15 protein-coding genes and 1 riboswitch are annotated in these 17,433 nt (G+C 70.4%); of the genes, 5 read left to right on the top strand and 10 right to left on the bottom strand.

Going from position 1 to position 17,433, the window contains the following annotated elements:
- Positions 1–31: 31 nt before the first annotated feature.
- The 4 genes from Van01_RS20795 to Van01_RS20810 form a co-directional block, all read right to left on the bottom strand.
- Positions 32–2,392, bottom strand: a complete 2,361-nt coding sequence (locus Van01_RS20795; protein ID WP_239099202.1) for a ribonucleoside-diphosphate reductase subunit alpha — start codon at positions 2,390–2,392, stop codon at positions 32–34.
- 143 nt (positions 2,393–2,535) lie between these two features.
- A riboswitch (cobalamin riboswitch) is annotated at positions 2,536–2,741 on the bottom strand.
- Between the two features lie 162 nt (positions 2,742–2,903).
- Positions 2,904–3,251, bottom strand: coding sequence for a hypothetical protein (locus Van01_RS20800; protein WP_204010134.1), 348 nt, complete (start codon positions 3,249–3,251; stop codon positions 2,904–2,906).
- Entirely contained in the window at positions 3,248–3,397 is a 150-nt protein-coding gene (locus Van01_RS20805; protein ID WP_204010137.1) for a hypothetical protein, read from the bottom strand. The genes Van01_RS20800 and Van01_RS20805 overlap by 4 nt, the downstream gene beginning before the upstream one ends.
- A 146-nt stretch (positions 3,398–3,543) precedes the next feature.
- Positions 3,544–4,551, bottom strand: a complete 1,008-nt coding sequence (locus tag Van01_RS20810; RefSeq protein ID WP_204010140.1) for a helix-turn-helix domain-containing protein — start codon at positions 4,549–4,551, stop codon at positions 3,544–3,546.
- Positions 4,552–4,815: 264 nt separating this feature from the next.
- Between Van01_RS20810 and Van01_RS20815 the strand changes: the two genes are divergently transcribed.
- Positions 4,816–5,346, top strand: a complete 531-nt coding sequence (locus Van01_RS20815; protein ID WP_239099196.1) for a hypothetical protein — start codon at positions 4,816–4,818, stop codon at positions 5,344–5,346.
- Between the two features lie 29 nt (positions 5,347–5,375).
- Positions 5,376–5,837, top strand: a complete 462-nt coding sequence (locus Van01_RS20820) for a hypothetical protein (RefSeq protein WP_204010147.1) — start codon at positions 5,376–5,378, stop codon at positions 5,835–5,837.
- Between the two features lie 25 nt (positions 5,838–5,862).
- Here the strand turns inward: Van01_RS20820 and Van01_RS20825 are convergent, their stop codons facing one another.
- Positions 5,863–6,618, bottom strand: a complete 756-nt coding sequence (locus Van01_RS20825) for a hypothetical protein (protein ID WP_204010149.1) — start codon at positions 6,616–6,618, stop codon at positions 5,863–5,865.
- A 154-nt stretch (positions 6,619–6,772) separates the two neighbouring features.
- On the opposite strand from Van01_RS20825, the gene Van01_RS20830 reads away from it, so the two are divergent.
- Complete coding sequence (locus Van01_RS20830) at positions 6,773–7,285, top strand: DUF6000 family protein (protein WP_204010150.1); 513 nt, start codon at positions 6,773–6,775, stop codon at positions 7,283–7,285.
- Here the strand turns inward: Van01_RS20830 and metH are convergent.
- Positions 7,267–10,782: a methionine synthase gene (metH, locus tag Van01_RS20835; RefSeq protein WP_204010152.1), complete on the bottom strand. Its 3,516-nt coding sequence runs from the start codon at positions 10,780–10,782 to the stop codon at positions 7,267–7,269. The genes Van01_RS20830 and metH overlap by 19 nt on opposite strands.
- A gap of 303 nt (positions 10,783–11,085) precedes the next feature.
- Between metH and Van01_RS20840 the strand changes: the two genes are divergently transcribed.
- Positions 11,086–11,955: a PAC2 family protein gene (locus Van01_RS20840; protein WP_204010154.1), complete on the top strand. Its 870-nt coding sequence runs from the start codon at positions 11,086–11,088 to the stop codon at positions 11,953–11,955.
- A 147-nt stretch (positions 11,956–12,102) separates the two neighbouring features.
- The gene (locus Van01_RS20845) at positions 12,103–12,894 is read left to right on the top strand and encodes a GntR family transcriptional regulator (RefSeq protein WP_204010156.1); all 792 of its coding nucleotides are present in this window, start codon (positions 12,103–12,105) and stop codon (positions 12,892–12,894) included.
- Between the two features lie 171 nt (positions 12,895–13,065).
- On the opposite strand, the gene mshC is transcribed toward Van01_RS20845, so the two are convergent.
- The 4 genes from mshC to Van01_RS20865 all read right to left on the bottom strand — a co-directional run bounded on the left by mshC (position 13,066) and on the right by Van01_RS20865 (position 16,568).
- The gene (mshC, locus tag Van01_RS20850; protein ID WP_204010158.1) at positions 13,066–14,304 is read right to left on the bottom strand and encodes a cysteine--1-D-myo-inosityl 2-amino-2-deoxy-alpha-D-glucopyranoside ligase; all 1,239 of its coding nucleotides are present in this window, start codon (positions 14,302–14,304) and stop codon (positions 13,066–13,068) included.
- 65 nt (positions 14,305–14,369) lie between these two features.
- Positions 14,370–15,188 carry an SCO1664 family protein gene (locus tag Van01_RS20855; RefSeq protein WP_204010161.1) on the bottom strand — a complete coding sequence of 273 codons (819 nt, stop codon included), beginning with the start codon at positions 15,186–15,188 and terminating at the stop codon, positions 14,370–14,372.
- Positions 15,185–15,760, bottom strand: coding sequence for a DUF3090 domain-containing protein (locus Van01_RS20860; protein WP_204010164.1), 576 nt, complete (start codon positions 15,758–15,760; stop codon positions 15,185–15,187). Before Van01_RS20860 ends, Van01_RS20855 begins: the two co-directional genes overlap by 4 nt.
- A 94-nt stretch (positions 15,761–15,854) precedes the next feature.
- Complete coding sequence (locus tag Van01_RS20865) at positions 15,855–16,568, bottom strand: histidine phosphatase family protein (protein ID WP_204010167.1); 714 nt, start codon at positions 16,566–16,568, stop codon at positions 15,855–15,857.
- Positions 16,569–17,433 lie beyond the last annotated feature (865 nt).

Raw genomic sequence — 17,433 nt, forward strand, 5'->3', positions numbered from 1 at the left:
CGCCTGTCGGTGCTGGTCTCGGAAACAGTTGTCACTGGCACGCCTCGCAGCTCTCGGGGTTTTCCAGGGAGCAGGCCAACGCCTCGTCGTCGCTGACCGCGACGATCGGCTTCACGGCGACGGTGGCCTGCTGGATCCGGGTCGCCGGACGCGACCGCAGGTAGTAGGTGGTCTTCAGCCCGGACTTCCAGGCGTACAGGTACATCGAGGAGAGCTTGCCGATTGTCGGCGCGCCCAGGAACAGGTTCAGCGACTGTGACTGGTCGATGAACGGGGCACGGGCGGCGGCCAGGTCGACGAGCGCCCGCTGCGGCAGCTCCCACGCGGTACGGAACAGCTCCCGCACCTCCGCCGGCAGCTCGGTGATGCCCTGCACCGACCCTTCGGCCCGCTTGATCTGCTCCCGGATCGGCGCGGTCCACAGTCCGCGCGCCTTCAACTCCCGGACCAGGTACGTGTTGATCTGGAGGAACTCACCGGACATCGTCTCCCGCTTGAACAGGTTGGACACCTGCGGCTCGATGCACTCGTAACAACCGGCGATCGAGGCGATCGTGGCGGTCGGCGCGATCGCGACAAGCAGCGAATTGCGCAGACCGTGGCGGGCGATCCGGTCCCGCACCTCGGTCCACCGCTGCGCCTGCGTCACCTCCGCACCCCACAGGTGCGGATGCAGCTCACCCTTCGCGGCCCGGGTTTCGGCGTACGCGGGGTGCGGGCCGAACCGCTCGGCCAGCCCGGCCGACGTCTCCAGCGCGGTCAGGAAGATCTCCTCCTGCACCCGGGTCGACAGCTCCCGTGCCGGTGCCGAGTCGAACGGCAGCCGCAGCGTGAACAACGCGTCCTGCAAACCCATCAGCCCGAGCCCGACCGGACGCCAGCGCGGGTTCGACACCGCCGTCTGCTCGGCCGGGTAGTAGTTGATGTCGATCACCCGGTCGAGGAACACCACAGCCGTGCGTACCGTGGCGCGCAGCTTCTCCCAGTCAACGCCGTCGGCGCTGACGTGCGCGCCCAGGTTCACCGACCCGAGGTTGCACACCGCCGTCTCGGTGTCACTGTTGACCTCCAGGATCTCCGTGCACAGGTTCGACAGGTGGATCGTGTTGCCGGGCGCGCCGGTCTGGTTGGACAGCCGGTTCGCCGCGTCCTTGAACGTCATCCACCCGTTGCCGGTCTGCGCGAGCGTACGCATCATCCGGCCGTACAGGTCGCGGGCCTTCACCGTTCGGACGGCCTTCTTCTCCGCCGCCCGGTACGCCTCGTCGAAAGCCTCACCGAACAGGTCCGGCAGCTCGGGCGCGTCCGACGGGTCGATGAGCGACCAGTCGCCGTCCGCCTCGACGCGGCGCATGAACTCGTCGGGGATCCAGTTGGCCAGGTTCAGGTTGTGGGTACGCCGGGACTCCTCACCGGTGTTGTCCCGCAACTCCAGGAACTCCTCGATGTCCGGGTGCCACGGCTCCAGGTACACGCAGGCCGCACCCTTGCGACGACCACCCTGGTTGACCGCCGCCACCCCCGCGTCGAGGGTCTTGAGGAACGGCACGATGCCGTTTGACCTGCCGTTCGTGCCCCGGATCAACGCGCCCCGACCCCGGACCCGCGACCAGGAGATGCCGATCCCACCGGAGAACTTCGACAGCTTCGCCACCTGGTGGTAGCGCTCGTAGATCGAGTCGAGTTCGTCGCGCGGCGAGTCGACAAGGAAACACGACGACATCTGGGTGTGCCGGGTGCCCGAGTTGAACAGCGTCGGCGAACTCGGCAGGTATGCCAGGCTCGACATCAGCCGGTAGAACCCGATCGCCTCACCCGGCGTCTGCGACAGCCCACAGGCCACCCGCAGCAGCCAGTACTGCGGTGTCTCCACCACCAGGCGGGTCTGCGGATGCCGCAACAGGTAGCGGTCCGCGACGGTGCGCAGTCCGAAGTACTCGAACCGCAGGTCACCGTCCGGGTCCACGGCGTCGTCCAGCTTGCGCGCGTTGCGGGCCACGAACGCGGCTGTCGCGTCCCCGATCAGCCCGAGGCCGTGGGCGTACCGGATGGACTGGCTGAAGCTGGCCACCTGCTGCCCACGGACCTCCTTGTCCACGTACGCGGCCAGCAGCCGCGCCGCCAGCTTCGAGTACTGCGGCTCCGTACCGATCAGCTCGGCGGCCGTCTGGATGGACAGCTTGTCCAGCTCGGCGGTGGTGGCACCGTCGTACAGACCGCTGATGGTCTTGGTGGCCACCCGCAGCGGGTCGACCTCGTCGAGGTCGGTCACCCACCGCTCCACCGCCCGGACGATCTTGTTGACGTCCACCGGTTCCGTGGCGCCGTCGCGTTTGCGGACCTGCATCACCTGCCGGCGCTGCTCCGACACACCCACGTCGGAGGCCGGCATCTCCCGCACGACCGTCACGTCTCTCTCCTCGCGCCGTCTGCTCAGGGCCTCGGACACGCGGGAGGACGCCACGGGATCCGCGCAGCAGGCACGGCCCGTTGATGGCGTCGACCGTCCCACGCGGCCTGCGGCCGCCGCCCACGAGTGCGGGCGGCGTGCTGGCAGGTCTTCGGACTCGTGGGCGTGCTCGCGCGCTCCTACTGGCCGTCGCTTCCCAGGCCGGAGCCCAGTGCTGTGTGACGGCTGTCGTTCCCACTCACCGCTGCGGGGCAGCCCCGGATTCACACCGGGTTCCCTCTTGCCTCGGCCGCCCCGGATGGGCACCCGAACCAGCTACGAGTGACACCATATATGGGCCACCCGCGAACGCAAGACACCAGATGGTGTGTCGGCGTGTCCATGCAACAGACGTCACACCCGGCTGCGCCGTCCGGCCGGTCCGTGCTTGGCCGGTCGCAGACAGGCGGGCGTACGAAGAGGACGACGGATGCGACGGAGTGCCGATCGTCGGTCACGCCCCGGCGTGGCCACCCGCCCCGCAGGTGCACCGCAGCCACGCGAGGAACCGGGTCGTCAGCTCGCCGGGATCCTCGCGCGGCAGGTCGTCCAACGCCGCGGTCAACAAGGCACCCGCGTACATCGACAGGCCCATCCGGTCCCGGCCGTACGCCTCGGCGAGCCGCACCCGCGCTGGGGCGCACGGCCACGACGGATCGCCCTCGCAACTGGCGCACGTCCACTCCGGCCGGCGCGGCAGGTGCTCGTCAGCGAGCCGGGCCGGCAGGGCGTCGACGGCCCGACCGATTCGCACCGCCTCGGCGGCCATCGCGTCCCGATAGCTGACGGCACGCCCAGTCATGCCGGCCACCGGGCGTTGCGCCTGGCCTGGTCGAGCAGGCGTTGCCGGGCGGCCTCCTGCTCGACGGTCTCCCGCCACTGCCCGCCGTCCGCCAGCGGTATCGGCCGCCGCCGCAGCCACCACCACAACCTCTGCCACCTGGTCACGCCATCACCTCCGCCAGAGTTCGGGGACGGGGGCGGCGGTACGTGGGGGCGCACCGCCACCACCCACCAGAATCGTGCGATGGCCGCGGGCACTCAGGGCAGGTGCGAGGCGTCCGGCGTCCTGTCCGGGACGGTTGACGGACAGCTCAGCCGGTGGCGACCGCGAGTGCCTGCCGATACTCCTGCGTCCATCCGGCGTCCCGCTGGTCAGGCGGCAACCCGGCCAACCCGGCCCGCAGGTTGTCGATGCCAACCGACGTGTCGCCGAGCGCCAGATAGGCCAGCCCGAGACCCATCCTGCTGAACGTGGGCGTCAGCCAGTAGGCCAGGACCGGTGCCTGCTCGCGCTCGGCCGCCTCGGTGAGGTCGCTGGCCTCACCGAGGAGCCCTGCCGCTGAGCGCCGATCGCCGAGTAGCGCGTACCCGTGGGCGGCCTGGACCGCGTCGCCGACGCGTTGCAGGGCCGTCGCCCCGGGTGTGTGGTACGCGGTGAGGAAATGTCGCACGATGCCGCGCGGGTTGCCTCGCTGCCGCTCCAGGTAGCCTCGGAAGTTCTCCACCTGCGCCGCGAGCGGGCCAACGTCAACGGCGTCGGCCTGCCTGGCGGCCTCGATCAGCACCTGTATCGCCTCACCGTCGTTGCGGGCTTCCGCATGCAACCAGCCGACGAACTGCGTCCACTCCGCTACCAACTCGTGCAACTGGCCGACGTGCGGCCCAGCGGCCCGCTCGGCGAGGTGCTGCACAGCGGACCACTGCGCCACCATGGCCGGCAGTGTCACCGGAGCCGGCAGGACGTCGTCAAGGCGGCGTTGCGCAGCCAGCACCTCGGCGAGCAGCCGCACCGCAGCGGCGTCGAGGCGGGTCGGTTCGGCGAGCACGTACGCCAGGCGGTCATCGTCGTCGGGGGTGGTGACGGTCGGTGCATCGACCACCATCGCGGCAAGCTGCCCGCCGGCCTGCAACGTGTCGTCAAGGTGCGCGGCGAGTTCTCGGGACGGTCGGGTACGGCCCGTCTCGAGGTCGTGCACGTAGCTCTTCCCGACGTACGCAAGGCGGGCCAGGTCGCGCAGTGACAGGCCACGGACACGTCGAATTCGGGCAAGCTCAGCGGGGAACCGTGGGTCAACGATGGTGCGCGCGCTCGGCGGCATGGCGAAGCTCCCGGGTGAAGGACTAGGCGACGATCTGCTGGCCTCCCACCAGCGAGCCGCCACAATCGACGGTACCCGGCTCCGACGTGCAGCGGCAGGAGCCGCCGGACGAGCCGGGCCGTGTCGGCGACACGGCGACTCGCGCGGACCTGTCGAATTCAGTCATCGACGGCGGGTTGGCTACGCGTCTTCGTCACCGTCCTGAAACCCAACCGAGGTGGAATGTCGACGCCGCGCTGCGATCGTCAGAGCATGGTCGCTCGAATGCGCGCGAGGACACGGCGGATCGTCGCCACGCTGGCCGCCGCGTTCCTCGTGCTGACCGCGCTGACCGCCTGCACACCGGCGATCGAGGGCATCACCGGCCTCACCGTGGATGCTGACGGCCGGCCGCTCGCGGCACTGGCCTGGTGCGCGGACGAGCCGCCGGACGTGATAGTCCTGGCCACTGCAAACGCGGTCTCGCCCACCCCGTCCGGGGCGCCGGCACCGTCCGCGAACTGGCCGAGCTGGCCGGGCCGGGACTACGACGTACCCCGGGACGTGACCTCGCCGACCACCGTCCAACTGCCGGGATTCCCGCCCGATCCTGCCCCTGATCGGCGCGCCGCCTTCCGCATGTACGGCGTCGCCGACAACAGCAGCTTCACCACCCACGCGGTGACCTTCCGGCTCCCCGAACTGGCCGGCCTTCGACCAGGTTCGGTCTTGATCACCACCGTGGTGCGCAACGACGAGGTACCGAGGTACGTCTCCCTCGACGAGTTCGCGCGCCTGGGCAGCGACGAGTGCTGAACCTCGCGCGGTTCTGCCATCCTGTCCGGGTGAAGCCCAACCTGGAGCGAATCCCAGGAGAGCAGGACCGGCTCGCGGAGGCGATCCTCGCCCGCGCGCCGCGACGCATCGAGCCGAGTTTCGTCCGCTCCCTCGACCCCGCCTCCGCGCTCGCCCTCGGCCGCTACGGCGCCCGCCTCGCCACCCTGGCGTTGCGGCAGAACTCCGTCGATCTGCTACGCCGCGCGGTGCTGGCGACCAGCCTCGCCCGATGCCTGGCGTCCGATGACGACCGGGACTTCATGGTGGCCCTGGCGGTGCCGTGGATCGTGGCACAGCAGCTCGGCGAAGCCCCGGCCGAGGTCTTCGCCACGGTCGGCGACAGCCTGCTGGACGGGTCGGTCGCCAGACTGGTTCAGACCTTCGGTGCCCGTACCGACATCACGCTTGAGGCTTTCGGGTGGGAACTGGTGAGGACAGCCGAAGGCCCGGACTTCCGACCGACGTACTGATCACCGGAGCGCCTCGGAGCGCCTGTCATTCCCTCGGCGAATTCGCCGCTACGGCCTGATCGGGTCGTTCGCGCACCGCCTGCCCGAAGAAGTAACCCAGAATGACCAGGAATGCGTTGGAGATGATGTCGGAAACTGTCGTCCCTGCGAACATGGCGACGATCATCGTTGTGGCAAGGACCATGAGTAGAAGGCCGCCGACGAGACTGGCTACCGATTCGCGGGCAAACCAGCTCTGCCGGATCGCTGTTTTGCGAGCCTGCAACTCAACCTGAAAAAGCAACTCCTCCCGGCCCGAGTTGGCGACCCCGGCACCACCGGTCAGGCGCTCCTGGAGGAGGGTCTCCTCACCCCGCTTCTCTTCCAGCTCATCCTCGATGAGGCGCGACTTCTCGGCGTCGTCGGAACTCTGCGCGAGTTCCTCTTCCAGATTTGAAACCTCCTGCTCGACCTCCAGCGCCCGAATTCTGGCGAGAATGTGCATCCGGCGCTCCAGCAGAATGGGAAGTATTCCCACCTCGAAGTGCGCCGACGTCTCATCCTTCACGATTATCGCGCCGGATTGAGGGGTGATGCTCACCCGCAGCTTCCCGAAAGAATCTGGATGATCAGCTGCTTTGTCGATCACTTCCAGACTTATCTTGAGCTCATCAAGCGTCTGACGTTGTATCTGGTCTTTACCGAGTCCGAGTTGACTGAGCTGAGGCTCGAAGAACTTACGGGCGACTTCGAGGGCATCCGTGGACTGCTGCAGCGCGCGTACATCCCTGTAGGCTGCCAATGTTCCTCCCCAGGACTCTCCATTGCTCCGTACAGCCGCCTCGAACGGGCGGGGCTTCGGGCTGCACTGATCCTCGCGTGAGTCGTCATCCGGGGCAACCATTCACGCGGCGATGCCGCGCTGGCTCACCGCATGCGTCAGCTATCGTGCGTCGGTGGATCAAGGAAGTAGTGACGGGCTGATCGCCCGGTGCGTCGTACCGTTCTACCTCGACATGATGGGAACCAACGCCGTCAGGTACGGACGTCCCCTGCTTCCCGCCCTGGCAGAAGCGAGCCGAGCGACAACCGCAGCCGAGGTGATGACCCTCTTGCGGGACAGCTGGCGTAGCCGGGTCATGGGCGCCTGGTACTCAATCAGGGTCGGCGGAGCCGACGTGGCTGCCGCCGTTCTGCACGCCCTGGCCACCTCGCGGGGCGCCCTCGACGCGCCGCCGCTCGCGACGGCCGCCGTGGTGCTGGCCGGCCCCGACCCCGCCGAGCCCCTAGAGCAGTACTTCACCGCCGATCAGACCCACCGCTGGGGAGCAGGTGGCGTGATCGCCGCCGCGGCGGACCACCTCCGTCAGCACCATCAGGTCGCCACGCCGCTCCCACCGCCAACCGACGCAGACCGAGACACCGTCAACGCACTCATCGACATCGCGCATCACTTGGCGTTGAAGTAGCTAGCCTCGGGGTGGTGCACGACGATGGCGTCGGTGGCCTGCTCCGGCATCAGCTGGAACTCCTCGGACAGCTGCACCCCGATCCGTTCGGCACCGAGCAGCTCCACGATCTTCGCCCGGTCCTCCAGGTCGGGACAGGCCGGGTAGCCGAACGCGTACCGGCAGCCCCGGTAGTCGGTGCGCAGCAGGCCGGCCAGGTCGGTCGGGTCGTCATCGGCGACGGTACGGCCGTCGGGCAGCTTAAGCTCGGAGCGCACCCGCTTGTGCCAGTACTCCGCGAGAGCCTCGGTGAGCTGCACCGACAGGCCGTGCACCTCCAGGTAGTCGCGGTACTCGTTACGGGCGAAGAGCTTCGCCGCGTACTCGCTGACCGGCTGGCCGACGGTGACCAGCTGCAACGCGACCACGTCCAGGTCCTCGCCACGGGGCCGGAAGAAGTCGGCCAGGCACAGCCGCCGCTCCTGCCGCTGCCGGGGGAAGGTGAACCGGGCCCGCTCGGCGTGCCCGTTCTCGTCCAGGACGACCAGGTCGTTGCCCTCGGAGTAGGCCGGGAAGTAGCCGTACACCACGGCCGCCTCCAACACCTGGTCGGCGATCAGCCGGTCCAGCCAGTAGCGCAACCTCGGCCGGCCCTCAGTCTCCACGAGTTCCTCGTACGACGGGCCCTTGCCACCGCGCGCACCGCGCAGCCCCCACTGGCCCATGAAGGTGGCCCGCTCGTCCAGCAGCGCCGCGTAGTCGGCAAGCGGCACCCCCTTGACCACCCGGGTGCCGTGGAACGGCGCGATCGGCACCGGCACGTCGACGGCGACGTCGGAGCGTACCGAGGTGTCGTGCAGCTCCGGCAGCGACTCGGCGACCACCGCGCGTTGCCGTTCCCGACGGGCCCGCCGGGCGGCCAGGGCCGCCTCCCGCTCGGCGTCCACCACCGGGGCACCGCCACGCTTGGCGGCCATCACCCGGTCCATCAGGGACAGCCCCTCGAAGGCGTCGCGGGCGTAGTGCACCTGGCCGGGGAACATCGACCGCAGGTCGTCCTCGACGTACGCCCGGGTCAGCGCCGCGCCACCCAGCAGGACCGGCCAGCGCTCCGCGACCCCGCGCGACGCCATCTCGACAAGGTTCTCCTTCATGATGACTGTGCTCTTGACCAGCAGGCCCGACATGCCGATGGCGTCGGCGCGGTGCTGCTCGGCGGCGTCGAGGATGGCGGAGATCGGCTGCTTGATGCCGATGTTCACCACCTCGTAGCCGTTGTTGGACAGGATGATGTCGACCAGGTTCTTGCCGATGTCGTGCACGTCGCCCTTGACCGTGGCGAGCACGATGCGGCCCTTGCCGCCGTCGTCGGCCTTCTCCATGTGCGGTTCGAGGTACGCCACAGCGGTCTTCATCACCTCGGCGGACTGGAGCACGAACGGCAGCTGCATCTGACCGGAGCCGAACAGCTCACCGACGACCTTCATGCCGTCCAGCAGGATGTCGTTGATGATGAGCAGCGGGGCGGTGCCGGCCGCCATCGCCGCGTCGAGGTCGGCCTCCAGGCCGTTGCGCTCCCCGTCGATGATCCGCCGCTTGAGCCGCTCGTTGAGCGGCAGGGCCGCCAACTCCTCGGCCCGGGTGGCGCGCGCCGAGGCGGCGTCCACGCCTTCGTACAGCTCGATGAACCGCTGCAACGGGTCGTAGCCCTCGCGGCGGCGGTCGTAGACCATGTCGAGGGCGACCTCGCGCTGCTCGTCGGGGATCTTCGACATCGGCAGGATCTTGCTGGCGTGCACGATCGCCGAGGTGAGCCCGGCCTGCACGCACTCGTGCAGGAAGACCGAGTTGAGCACCTGCCGGGCGGCGGCGTTGAGTCCGAAGGAGACATTGGAGATGCCCAGGGTGAAGTTGATTCCCGGGTAACGTCGGGCGATCTCACGGATCGCCTCGATGGTCTCCATTGCGTCGCGGCGGGTCTCCTCCTGACCTGTGGAGATCGGGAAGGTCAACGCGTCGACCATGATGTCCGGCAGCCGCATCCCCCAGCGTCCGGTCAGGTCGTCGACGATCCGGGAGGCGATGCGGACCTTGTCCGCTGCGGTGCGGGCCTGCCCCTCCTCGTCGATGCACATCACCACGACGGCAGCGCCGTGCTCCATGATCACCGGCATCACCCGGCCGAAGCGGGACTCCGGGCCGTCGCCGTCCTCATAGTTGACCGAGTTGACCACGCACCGCCCGCCGAGCATCTCCAGACCGGCCTCGATCACCGCCGGCTCGGTCGAGTCCAGCATGATCGGCAGGGTGGAGGCGGTGGCGAACCGGCCGGCCAGCTCACGCATGTCGGTGGTGCCGTCCCGCCCGACGTAGTCGATGCAGAGGTCCAGCAGGTGCGAACCGTCACGGGCCTGACCACGGGCGATCTCCACGCAGGACTGCCAGTCGGCGGCGAGCATCGCCTCGCGGAACGCCTTGGAGCCGTTGGCGTTTGTCCGCTCCCCCACCAGCAGCACGCTGGCGTCCTGCGCGAACGGCACGTGGTGGTAGATCGAGGAGACACCCGGGTCGGTACGCGGCTCGCGGGCCACCGGCCGCACCTCGCGCATCCGTTCGGCGAGCACCCGGATGTGCTCGGGGGTGGTGCCGCAGCAGCCACCGACAAGCGCGACACCGTAGTCGACGACGAAACGCTCAAGCGCGTCGGCCATCTCCTCAGGACCCAACGGGAAGTACGCCCCGTCCGGGGTGAGCACCGGCAGGCCGGCGTTGGGCATCACCGACACCGGAATACGCGAGTGCTGCGACAGGTAGCGCAGGTGCTCGCCCATCTCGGCCGGGCCGGTCGAGCAGTTGAGGCCGATCAGGTCCACGCCGAGCGGCTCGATGGCGGTGAGCGCCGCGCCGATCTCGCTGCCCAGCAGCATGGTGCCGGTGGTCTCGACCGCCACGTGACAGATGATCGGCACCGTGCGGCCCGCCTCGGCCATCGCCCGCTTGGATCCGATCACCGCCGCCTTGACCTGGAGCAGGTCCTGGCAGGTCTCGATGATCAGCGCGTCCGCGCCACCGGCGATCAGACCGCCGGCGTTCTGCTGGTACGCGTCGCGGAGGCTGGCGTAGGAGGCGTGACCGAGGGTCGGCAGCTTCGTACCCGGACCGATCGACCCGAGCACCCAGCGGGGCCGCTCCGGGGTCGAGTACGCGTCGGCGGCCTCCCGGGCCAGCCGCGCCCCCACCTCGGACAGCTCCCAGATCCGGTCGGCGATGTCGTACTCGGCGAGGTTCGGCAGGTTCGCGCCGAAGGTGTTCGTCTCCACACAGTCCGCGCCCGCCGCCAGGTACGCCTCGTGCACGCCACGGACGACGTCCGGCCGGGTGACGTTGAGGATCTCGTTGCACCCCTCCAGACCGTCGAAGTCGTCCAGGGACAGGTCCGCAGCCTGCAGCATCGTGCCCATCGCCCCATCGGTGACGAGGATCCGGTCTGCCAGCGCATCGAGCAACGAAGTCCGCACGACCTCAGGTTAGTGCGGCGAGGTGGGCCCGCACCCCGACGTACCGTCCGATCCCACATTGTGTCATCGGGATCACGTTGCCCGTTTTGCTCTTCAATGCCCCAGACCGTGCACCACCGTTCGGTGTCGGCGGCCCCCGACGGCGGTGCCGACGCCCGGCTGATCCGGCGCGGCCGACGGGCCGGGTCCGGGCACGGCACGTAGGCTGACTGACGTGAAGGACTACAGCGACACCACCACGCACCGTCGGCGGACTACCGGGCCCGCGCCCCGGACCGCCGGTGACGAGCAGGAGGTGACGGCGTGACCGAGTTCGACGGGCTGCCGGTGCTGCGGTCCCCGGTCGCCATCTGCGCCTTCGAGGGATGGAACGACGCGGCGGACGCGTCCACTGCGGCGGTCGAGCACCTGGAGCAGGTGTGGGAGGCCCGACCCGCCACCGAGCTGGACCCGGAGGACTTCTACGACTTCCAGGTCAGCCGGCCCACCATCGCCATGTCCGACGGCGCCACCCGCCGGGTGGAGTGGCCCACCACCCGGTTCACCGTCGCCAGCCCCGCCGGCACCGAGCGGGACGTGGTGCTGATCCGCGGCATCGAGCCGAGCATGCGGTGGCGCACCTTCTGCGAGCAGGTGCTGGAGATCTGCCACAGCCTGGAGGTCGAACGCGTGGTGCTGCTCGGCGCCCTGCTGGCCGACGTGCCGTACACCCGGCCGCTGCCGATCAGCGGCAGTGCCTCCGACGCCGACGCCGCGCGCCGCTACCAGCTCACCCCGACCCGCTACGACGGGCCGACAGGCATCGTCGGTGTGCTGCACGACGCGTGCACCCGCGCCGAGGTCGACGCCGTCTCGTTCTGGGTGCACGTGCCGCACTACGCCAACAACCCGCCCTGCCCGAAGGCCACCCTCGCCCTGCTGCACCGGGTCGAGGAGGTGCTCGACCTGCCGGTGCCCATGGCCGACCTGGCCGAGGAGGCAGCCGAGTGGGAGCAGCGGGTGCGTAGCGCCGCCGAGCAGGACGCCGAGCTGGGCGAGTACGTCCGCGAGTTGGAGGAACGCGTCGGCGACGCGGGCATCACCCCGTTGACCGGGGACGAGATCGCCCAGGAGTTCGAGAAGTATCTGCGCCGCCGGGGCGGATCCGCCGGCCCCACCGCCGGCTCCTGGTAGCCCTTCCCCGCTGCTGCCGCTGGCCCGCCCCGGACACGTTGAGGTGTCCGAGGCGGGCCTTTGTCGGCTGTTGGTTCATGTCGTGTCGGGGTGGCGGTGCCCACCCCGCGTAGGGCAACCTAGGAACCTAGCTGATAGGAGGCCGGGATGCAGATCAACCCGGGGGCGGCCGAGTTCCCGCACCGGCAGATCGCCGCGCAGCTCAAGAGCCAGATCCGGCGCGGCGACTGGGCACCGGGTGAGCGACTGCCGTCGATCCCGGCCATCGCGGAGATGTTCGGGGTGGCCAAGCAGACAGTGCAACGCGCCGTCGACCAGCTGCGGGTCGAGGGCGTGCTGATCACGAAACCCGGTTCCGGTACGTACGTCCGGGGCACCCGGCGGCGACTCAACCGGCTCTCCCGAGGCCGCTACGGCGGCTTCCGCGGCTACCACACCGACCTGGCCGCTCGCTATCGGCAGCAACTCGTCTCCGTCGGTCGCTCCCCCGCGCCGCCCGAGGTGGCCGACGCGTTCGGCGTACCCGACGGCACCGAACTGCTCTGCCGCCGCCACCTCGTCCGCACCGAGGACTCTCCTGTGGAGGTGGGCGCCTCCTGGTTCCTGCCCACCGACACCGCCGGCACCAGCCTGGAACGCGCCGAGGCGTTCGGCCGGCCGCTCTACCAGGAGGCCGAGGAAGCCACCGGCCGGCGGTACGCGACCGCCACCGACACGATCACCGCGCGCCAGCCCAGCCGGGAGGAGTCCGAGACCCTCCAGATCCGGCCGGACACCCCCGTGCTGCACCTGCTGCACGTGGCGTACGACCCGCACCGCAAACCGATCGAGGTCGCCCAGGCCACCTGGCCCGGCCCGGTCACCACGCTGACCGAGGAGTACCAGATCCCCGCCCCCACCGAATCCCCCGACCCCGACCCCGGCCTAGTCCTCGGCTGAACTGCCCCACCCCACCCCACCCGCGCCCGCGCCCGCGCCCGCGCCCGCGCCCGCGCCCGCGATCTTGCACTTTCCGTCGCCGCGAAAGTCACGAAAGCCGCGTAACGGCGACCACAACTGCAAGATCGCGGGCAGGGTGGGGGTGGGGCGTGGGGGCGCGGGAGGGATGGGTCAGAGGCGGATGCCGAGGAGGGCGTCGAGGGTGGTGGCGAACAGGGGCGGGGCGGCCGGGTCGTCGTCGGTGCCGGCGAGGGTCCGCTCGGCCCAATCGTCAGCCAGCCGCAGGGCGCCGGGGGTGTCGAGGTCGTCGGCGAGTCGTCCGCGTACGCCAGACAGGAAGGTCTCCCCGGACGGACCGGCGGGTGCGGCGGCGGCCCGACGCCAGCGGGCCAGCCGCTCCTGCGCGGCGCTGAGCAGGTCGTCGGTCCAGGACCGGTCGGCGCGGTAGTGGCCGGAGAGCAGCGCCAGCCGCACGGCCATCGGGTCGACCCGGTCGGCGCGCAGCCGGGAGACGAACACCAGGTTGCCCCGGGACTTGGACATCTTCTCGCCGTCCAGCCCGATCATCCCGGCGTGCACGTAGTGACCGGCGAAGGGCGCCGCGCCGGTCAACCGCTCGGCGTGCGCGGCTGAGCACTCGTGGTGTGGAAAGAGCAGGTCGTTGCCGCCGCCCTGCACGTCGATGGTGGAGCCGAGCAGGCCGAGGGCGATCACCGCGCACTCGATGTGCCAGCCCGGTCGGCCGGGACCGAGGTCCCCGCCGGGCCAGGACGGCTCGTCGTCGCGGGCACCGCGCCACAGCAACGGGTCCAGCGGATCGCGCTTGCCGGCGCGGTCCGGGTCGCCGCCGCGCTCGGGGAAGATCTTGAGCATCTCGTCGCGGGAGAGGTTGGACTCGTAACCGAAGCTCGGCGCGGCCGAGATGTCGAAGTAGACGTCACCGGTGCCGTCGTCGAGACGGTACGCGGCGCCGTCCTTGATCAGCATGAGCACCTTCTCGGCGATGTCCGGGATCGACTCCACCGCGCCGACGTAGTGGGCCGGCGGGATGATCCGCAACGCCTCCATGTCCTCCCGGAACAGCGCCGTCTCCCGCATCGCCAGGACCTTCCAGTCCTCGCGGTCCCGTTCGGCCCGCTCCAGCAACGGGTCGTCGATGTCGGTGACGTTCTGTACGTACCGGACCTCGTGACCGGCGTCGCGCCACATCCGCTGCACCAGGTCAAAGGTGATCATGGTGGCGGCGTGGCCGAGATGGGTGGCGTCGTACGGGGTGATGCCACAGACGTACATGGTGGCGGTGCCGACCGGCTGGCTCGGCTGCACGCTCTCGCGCGCCGAGTCGAACAACCTCAACGGCTCGCTGCGGCCCGGTAGCCGCGGCACCTCGTGCCCCACCCAAGAGTCCATGACCGCCAGCCTAACCAGCCGTTGGGCGACGTCACGCCGGCCCGCGAGTGATCAACGCGACAGGCTCAGATCGGCGGCCAGGGCACCGCCGGCCAGTCCTGCGACGGCTGCGGAAAGCGACAGCTCTCGCACAGCCTGTCGATCCGGCCGGCCAACTCGGCGATCTCACCGAGAGTGAGGTGCTCGGCCAGTTCCTCGCCGAGCGGGCCGGCGAGAAGACGGGACAGGCGGCCGAGCATGTCGACCGCGTCGGCCGGCAACGACCGGCCGGCCCAACCCCAGAGCACCGTCCGCAGCTTCTCCTCCACGTGGAAGCTCACCCCGTGGTCGACGCCGTGGATCCGGTCGTCCGGGCCGACCAGGACGTGGCCACCCTTGCGGTCCGCGTTGTTGATCACCGCGTCGAGCACCGCGAGCCGGGCCAGCCGCGGATCGTCGGCGTGGGCCAGCGCGTACGCGGTGCCGTCGTCGTCGCGGGCCGCCGCGATCGGGAACCAGCGGGGCGGTACCGCGTCGGCGGGCACGAACCCCACGAGCGGCTCGGCATCCGGCGGCTCGTCGATCCAGAGCTGGCAGGAACCGGGCCCGAACGGCCCGTCCCGCAACACCGTCGGCGGCACCAGATCCCAACCCGTGGCTGCGGAGACCAGGTAGGCGGCCACCTCCCGGCCGGCAAGGGTGCCGTCCGGGAAGTCCCACAGCGGGCGTTCACCACGCACCGGTTTGTACACACACCGCGCCGACCTGCCCTCCAGCGACAGCACACCGCGCAGGGTGGTGTTCGACGCGTCGACGAGTCGCCCCTCGACTGTCAGCTCACCGTCGCGCAACAGGCGCAGCGCGGCATCTCCGTCCTGCCGGGGGGCCACGCCGGACGAGGTCACCGGTGGTAGCCGTTGTTCCGGGGGCAGAGGTGACCGGCCGGGTCGAGGGGCTGGCCGCACAACGGGCAGGGCGGTCGGCCGGCATTGACCACCCGCCGCGCCCGCTCGATGAACGCGCGGGTCGCCTCGGGAGTCAGCCGGACCCGGAGCCGGTCGAGGTCCTCGTCGGGCTCGACGTCGTCGGGCTCGTCCTCCTCCGACTCGCCAAGCTCGATCTCGGTCTCCGCCTCACCGACCGCGATCGCCTCGATCACCACTGTCGCGGTGTCCGCGTCGAAGGCCAGGCCCAGCGTGCCGACCCGGAACTCCTCGTCGACAGGCGTCTCCAGCGGGTCGTTGTCCCCAGCCGGCACGGCGGCCTCGGGCAGTTCCACACCGAACCGACGCTGCGCCTCGGTGAGCAGTTCCTCCAGCTTCTCGGCGAGCAGGGAGACCTGGACCTTCTCCAGCGCGACGCTGACCAGCCGGCCACCGCCGCGCGCCTGGAGGAAGAACGTGCGCTCCCCCGGCGGCCCGACGGTCCCGGCGACGAACCGCTCCGGCGGCTCGAAGGCGTGCACCTGGTGGGTCATACCCACGACCCTATCCGGCGGCCCCACGCAGCGCGCACCCCACCGACCCGAATGGCGACGCCCCCGACCGCTGCGGGATGCGAGGCCGGGCGGCTCACCGGGACGCCCCCGCGCCACCACCGACCGCGGCGTCCGAGTCGGTCGGCCGCGCGGCCCGCCGACGCCACTTACCCGGCGGCGGCACCAGCCCGGCCAGGTCACCGCCGACGTCGTTGAGCCGCACCAGGAAGGGCCGCAAGGGGGTGTAGCGGATCGCGGTCACCGACGCCGGGTCCACCACGATCCGCTGAAAGAGATCCAGATGTACGCCGAGCGCATCCGCGACGATGGCCTTGATCACATCCCCGTGGCTGCACGCCAGCCAGACCGCCTCGGGGCCGTGCTGGGCGGTCACGCGGGCGTCCCAGGCGCGTACCGCCGCGACCGCCCGCGACGCCATCTGCGCCATCGCCTCCCCGTCGGGGAAGACCGCAGCGCTGGGGTGCTGCTGCACCACCGGCCAGAGCGGTTCCTTGGCCAGCTTCTTCAGCGGCTGCCCCTCCCAGCTGCCGTACCCGCACTCGATCAGGCCGTCGTCCGCCACCGGCTCCGCCTGGGGCAGCGCCAGCTCCAGGGTCTGCCGGCAGCGGATCAACGGGCTGGTCACCACGGCCGCCAGCGGCACCGCCCGCAACCGTTCGCCTACCGCTGTGGCCTGGGCACGGCCCGTCTCGTCCAGCTCGACGGGCTGCCGGCCGGCGAGGCCACCGTCGGCGTTCGCGGTGGTACGTCCGTGCCGCAGGAGCAGAAGTGTCGCCACTCGCACCACCCTAGGCCCTCACCCCACACCCCTCAGGGCAGCGCCCAACTCCCCGACGGCAACCCCTGGCCACCTCCGCCCCGCCACCACGCGGCGGTGGCGGGTGGTGGGGAGATCTTTGTGCGATTCGGCCCTCTGGTGGGCGGTTTCGGACCAAGATCCGGGGCTGTGGGTGGTTCGGTAGCCCTGGTGGCGGGCGAGCCGGGTCGGGCCTGCGACGGTCGCCGGATGCGGCAAGTCGGGCCTTCCCGAGCGCTGGAGAGCGCGACTTGCCGCATGTTGTGAGTCGGCGAGCCCTTTGGCTCGGTGGGGTGGAGCGCGGGCGGGGTGTGGTGTGGTGTCCGGTTTTCGCGGGCGGTGGCGCGGTGGCCGGGCGGAATGATCGGCGGTCGGTCGGCGTTGTAACCGGTGACTGACCACGCAGCACCTACCCACCAACCCCTTGGCTGGGCCTTGCGGGACGCGGGAATGAGCCGCCCCGGTCAGTCGTTGCACATGGTCCCGGCGCGTGAAGTGGCACCGCCCCGCGCGTCACCCCCCTCGGGCCGACACCCGGCCCAGACCCCCGGAACCGAAACGGCCCACCCCCTGAGGCCGACGGTCTCGACAGGTCTTCTGGCACCCCACGCGCACGGTCCCACCGCCACCCCCCGTGCAAGCGGACCGGACCTCACCCCCGAACGCGAAGGAGTCCCCCATGAACACCACCCTGCGTAAGAGCATCCTGGGCATCGCCGGCCTCACCGCCGCCGCTGGCCTCGCCGCCGGCCCGCTCAACCACACCGTCGCCGAGCCCACCCCGGGTACCCCCATCGCCGTCGTGCAGGCCGACAAGCCCGACACCAGCAAGCTGCTGCCCCACGGCACCCCGAGC

Source organism: Micromonospora andamanensis, from assembly GCF_016863495.1.
In the GTDB taxonomy this organism is placed as follows: Bacteria; Actinomycetota; Actinomycetes; order Mycobacteriales; family Micromonosporaceae; genus Micromonospora; species Micromonospora andamanensis.

Bases quoted from the DNA above. Each gene is read 5' to 3' on its own strand.
- Van01_RS20795 (WP_239099202.1), bottom strand. From the start codon at position 2,392: ATGCCGGCCTCCGACGTGGGTGTGTCGGAGCAGCGCCGGCAGGTGATG.
- Van01_RS20800 (WP_204010134.1), bottom strand. From the start codon at position 3,251: ATGACTGGGCGTGCCGTCAGCTATCGGGACGCGATGGCCGCCGAGGCG.
- Van01_RS20810 (WP_204010140.1), bottom strand. From the start codon at position 4,551: ATGCCGCCGAGCGCGCGCACCATCGTTGACCCACGGTTCCCCGCTGAG.
- Van01_RS20815 (WP_239099196.1), top strand. From the start codon at position 4,816: ATGCGCGCGAGGACACGGCGGATCGTCGCCACGCTGGCCGCCGCGTTC.
- Van01_RS20845 (WP_204010156.1), top strand. From the start codon at position 12,103: ATGCAGATCAACCCGGGGGCGGCCGAGTTCCCGCACCGGCAGATCGCC.
- mshC (WP_204010158.1), bottom strand. From the start codon at position 14,304: ATGGACTCTTGGGTGGGGCACGAGGTGCCGCGGCTACCGGGCCGCAGC.
- Van01_RS20860 (WP_204010164.1), bottom strand. From the start codon at position 15,760: ATGACCCACCAGGTGCACGCCTTCGAGCCGCCGGAGCGGTTCGTCGCC.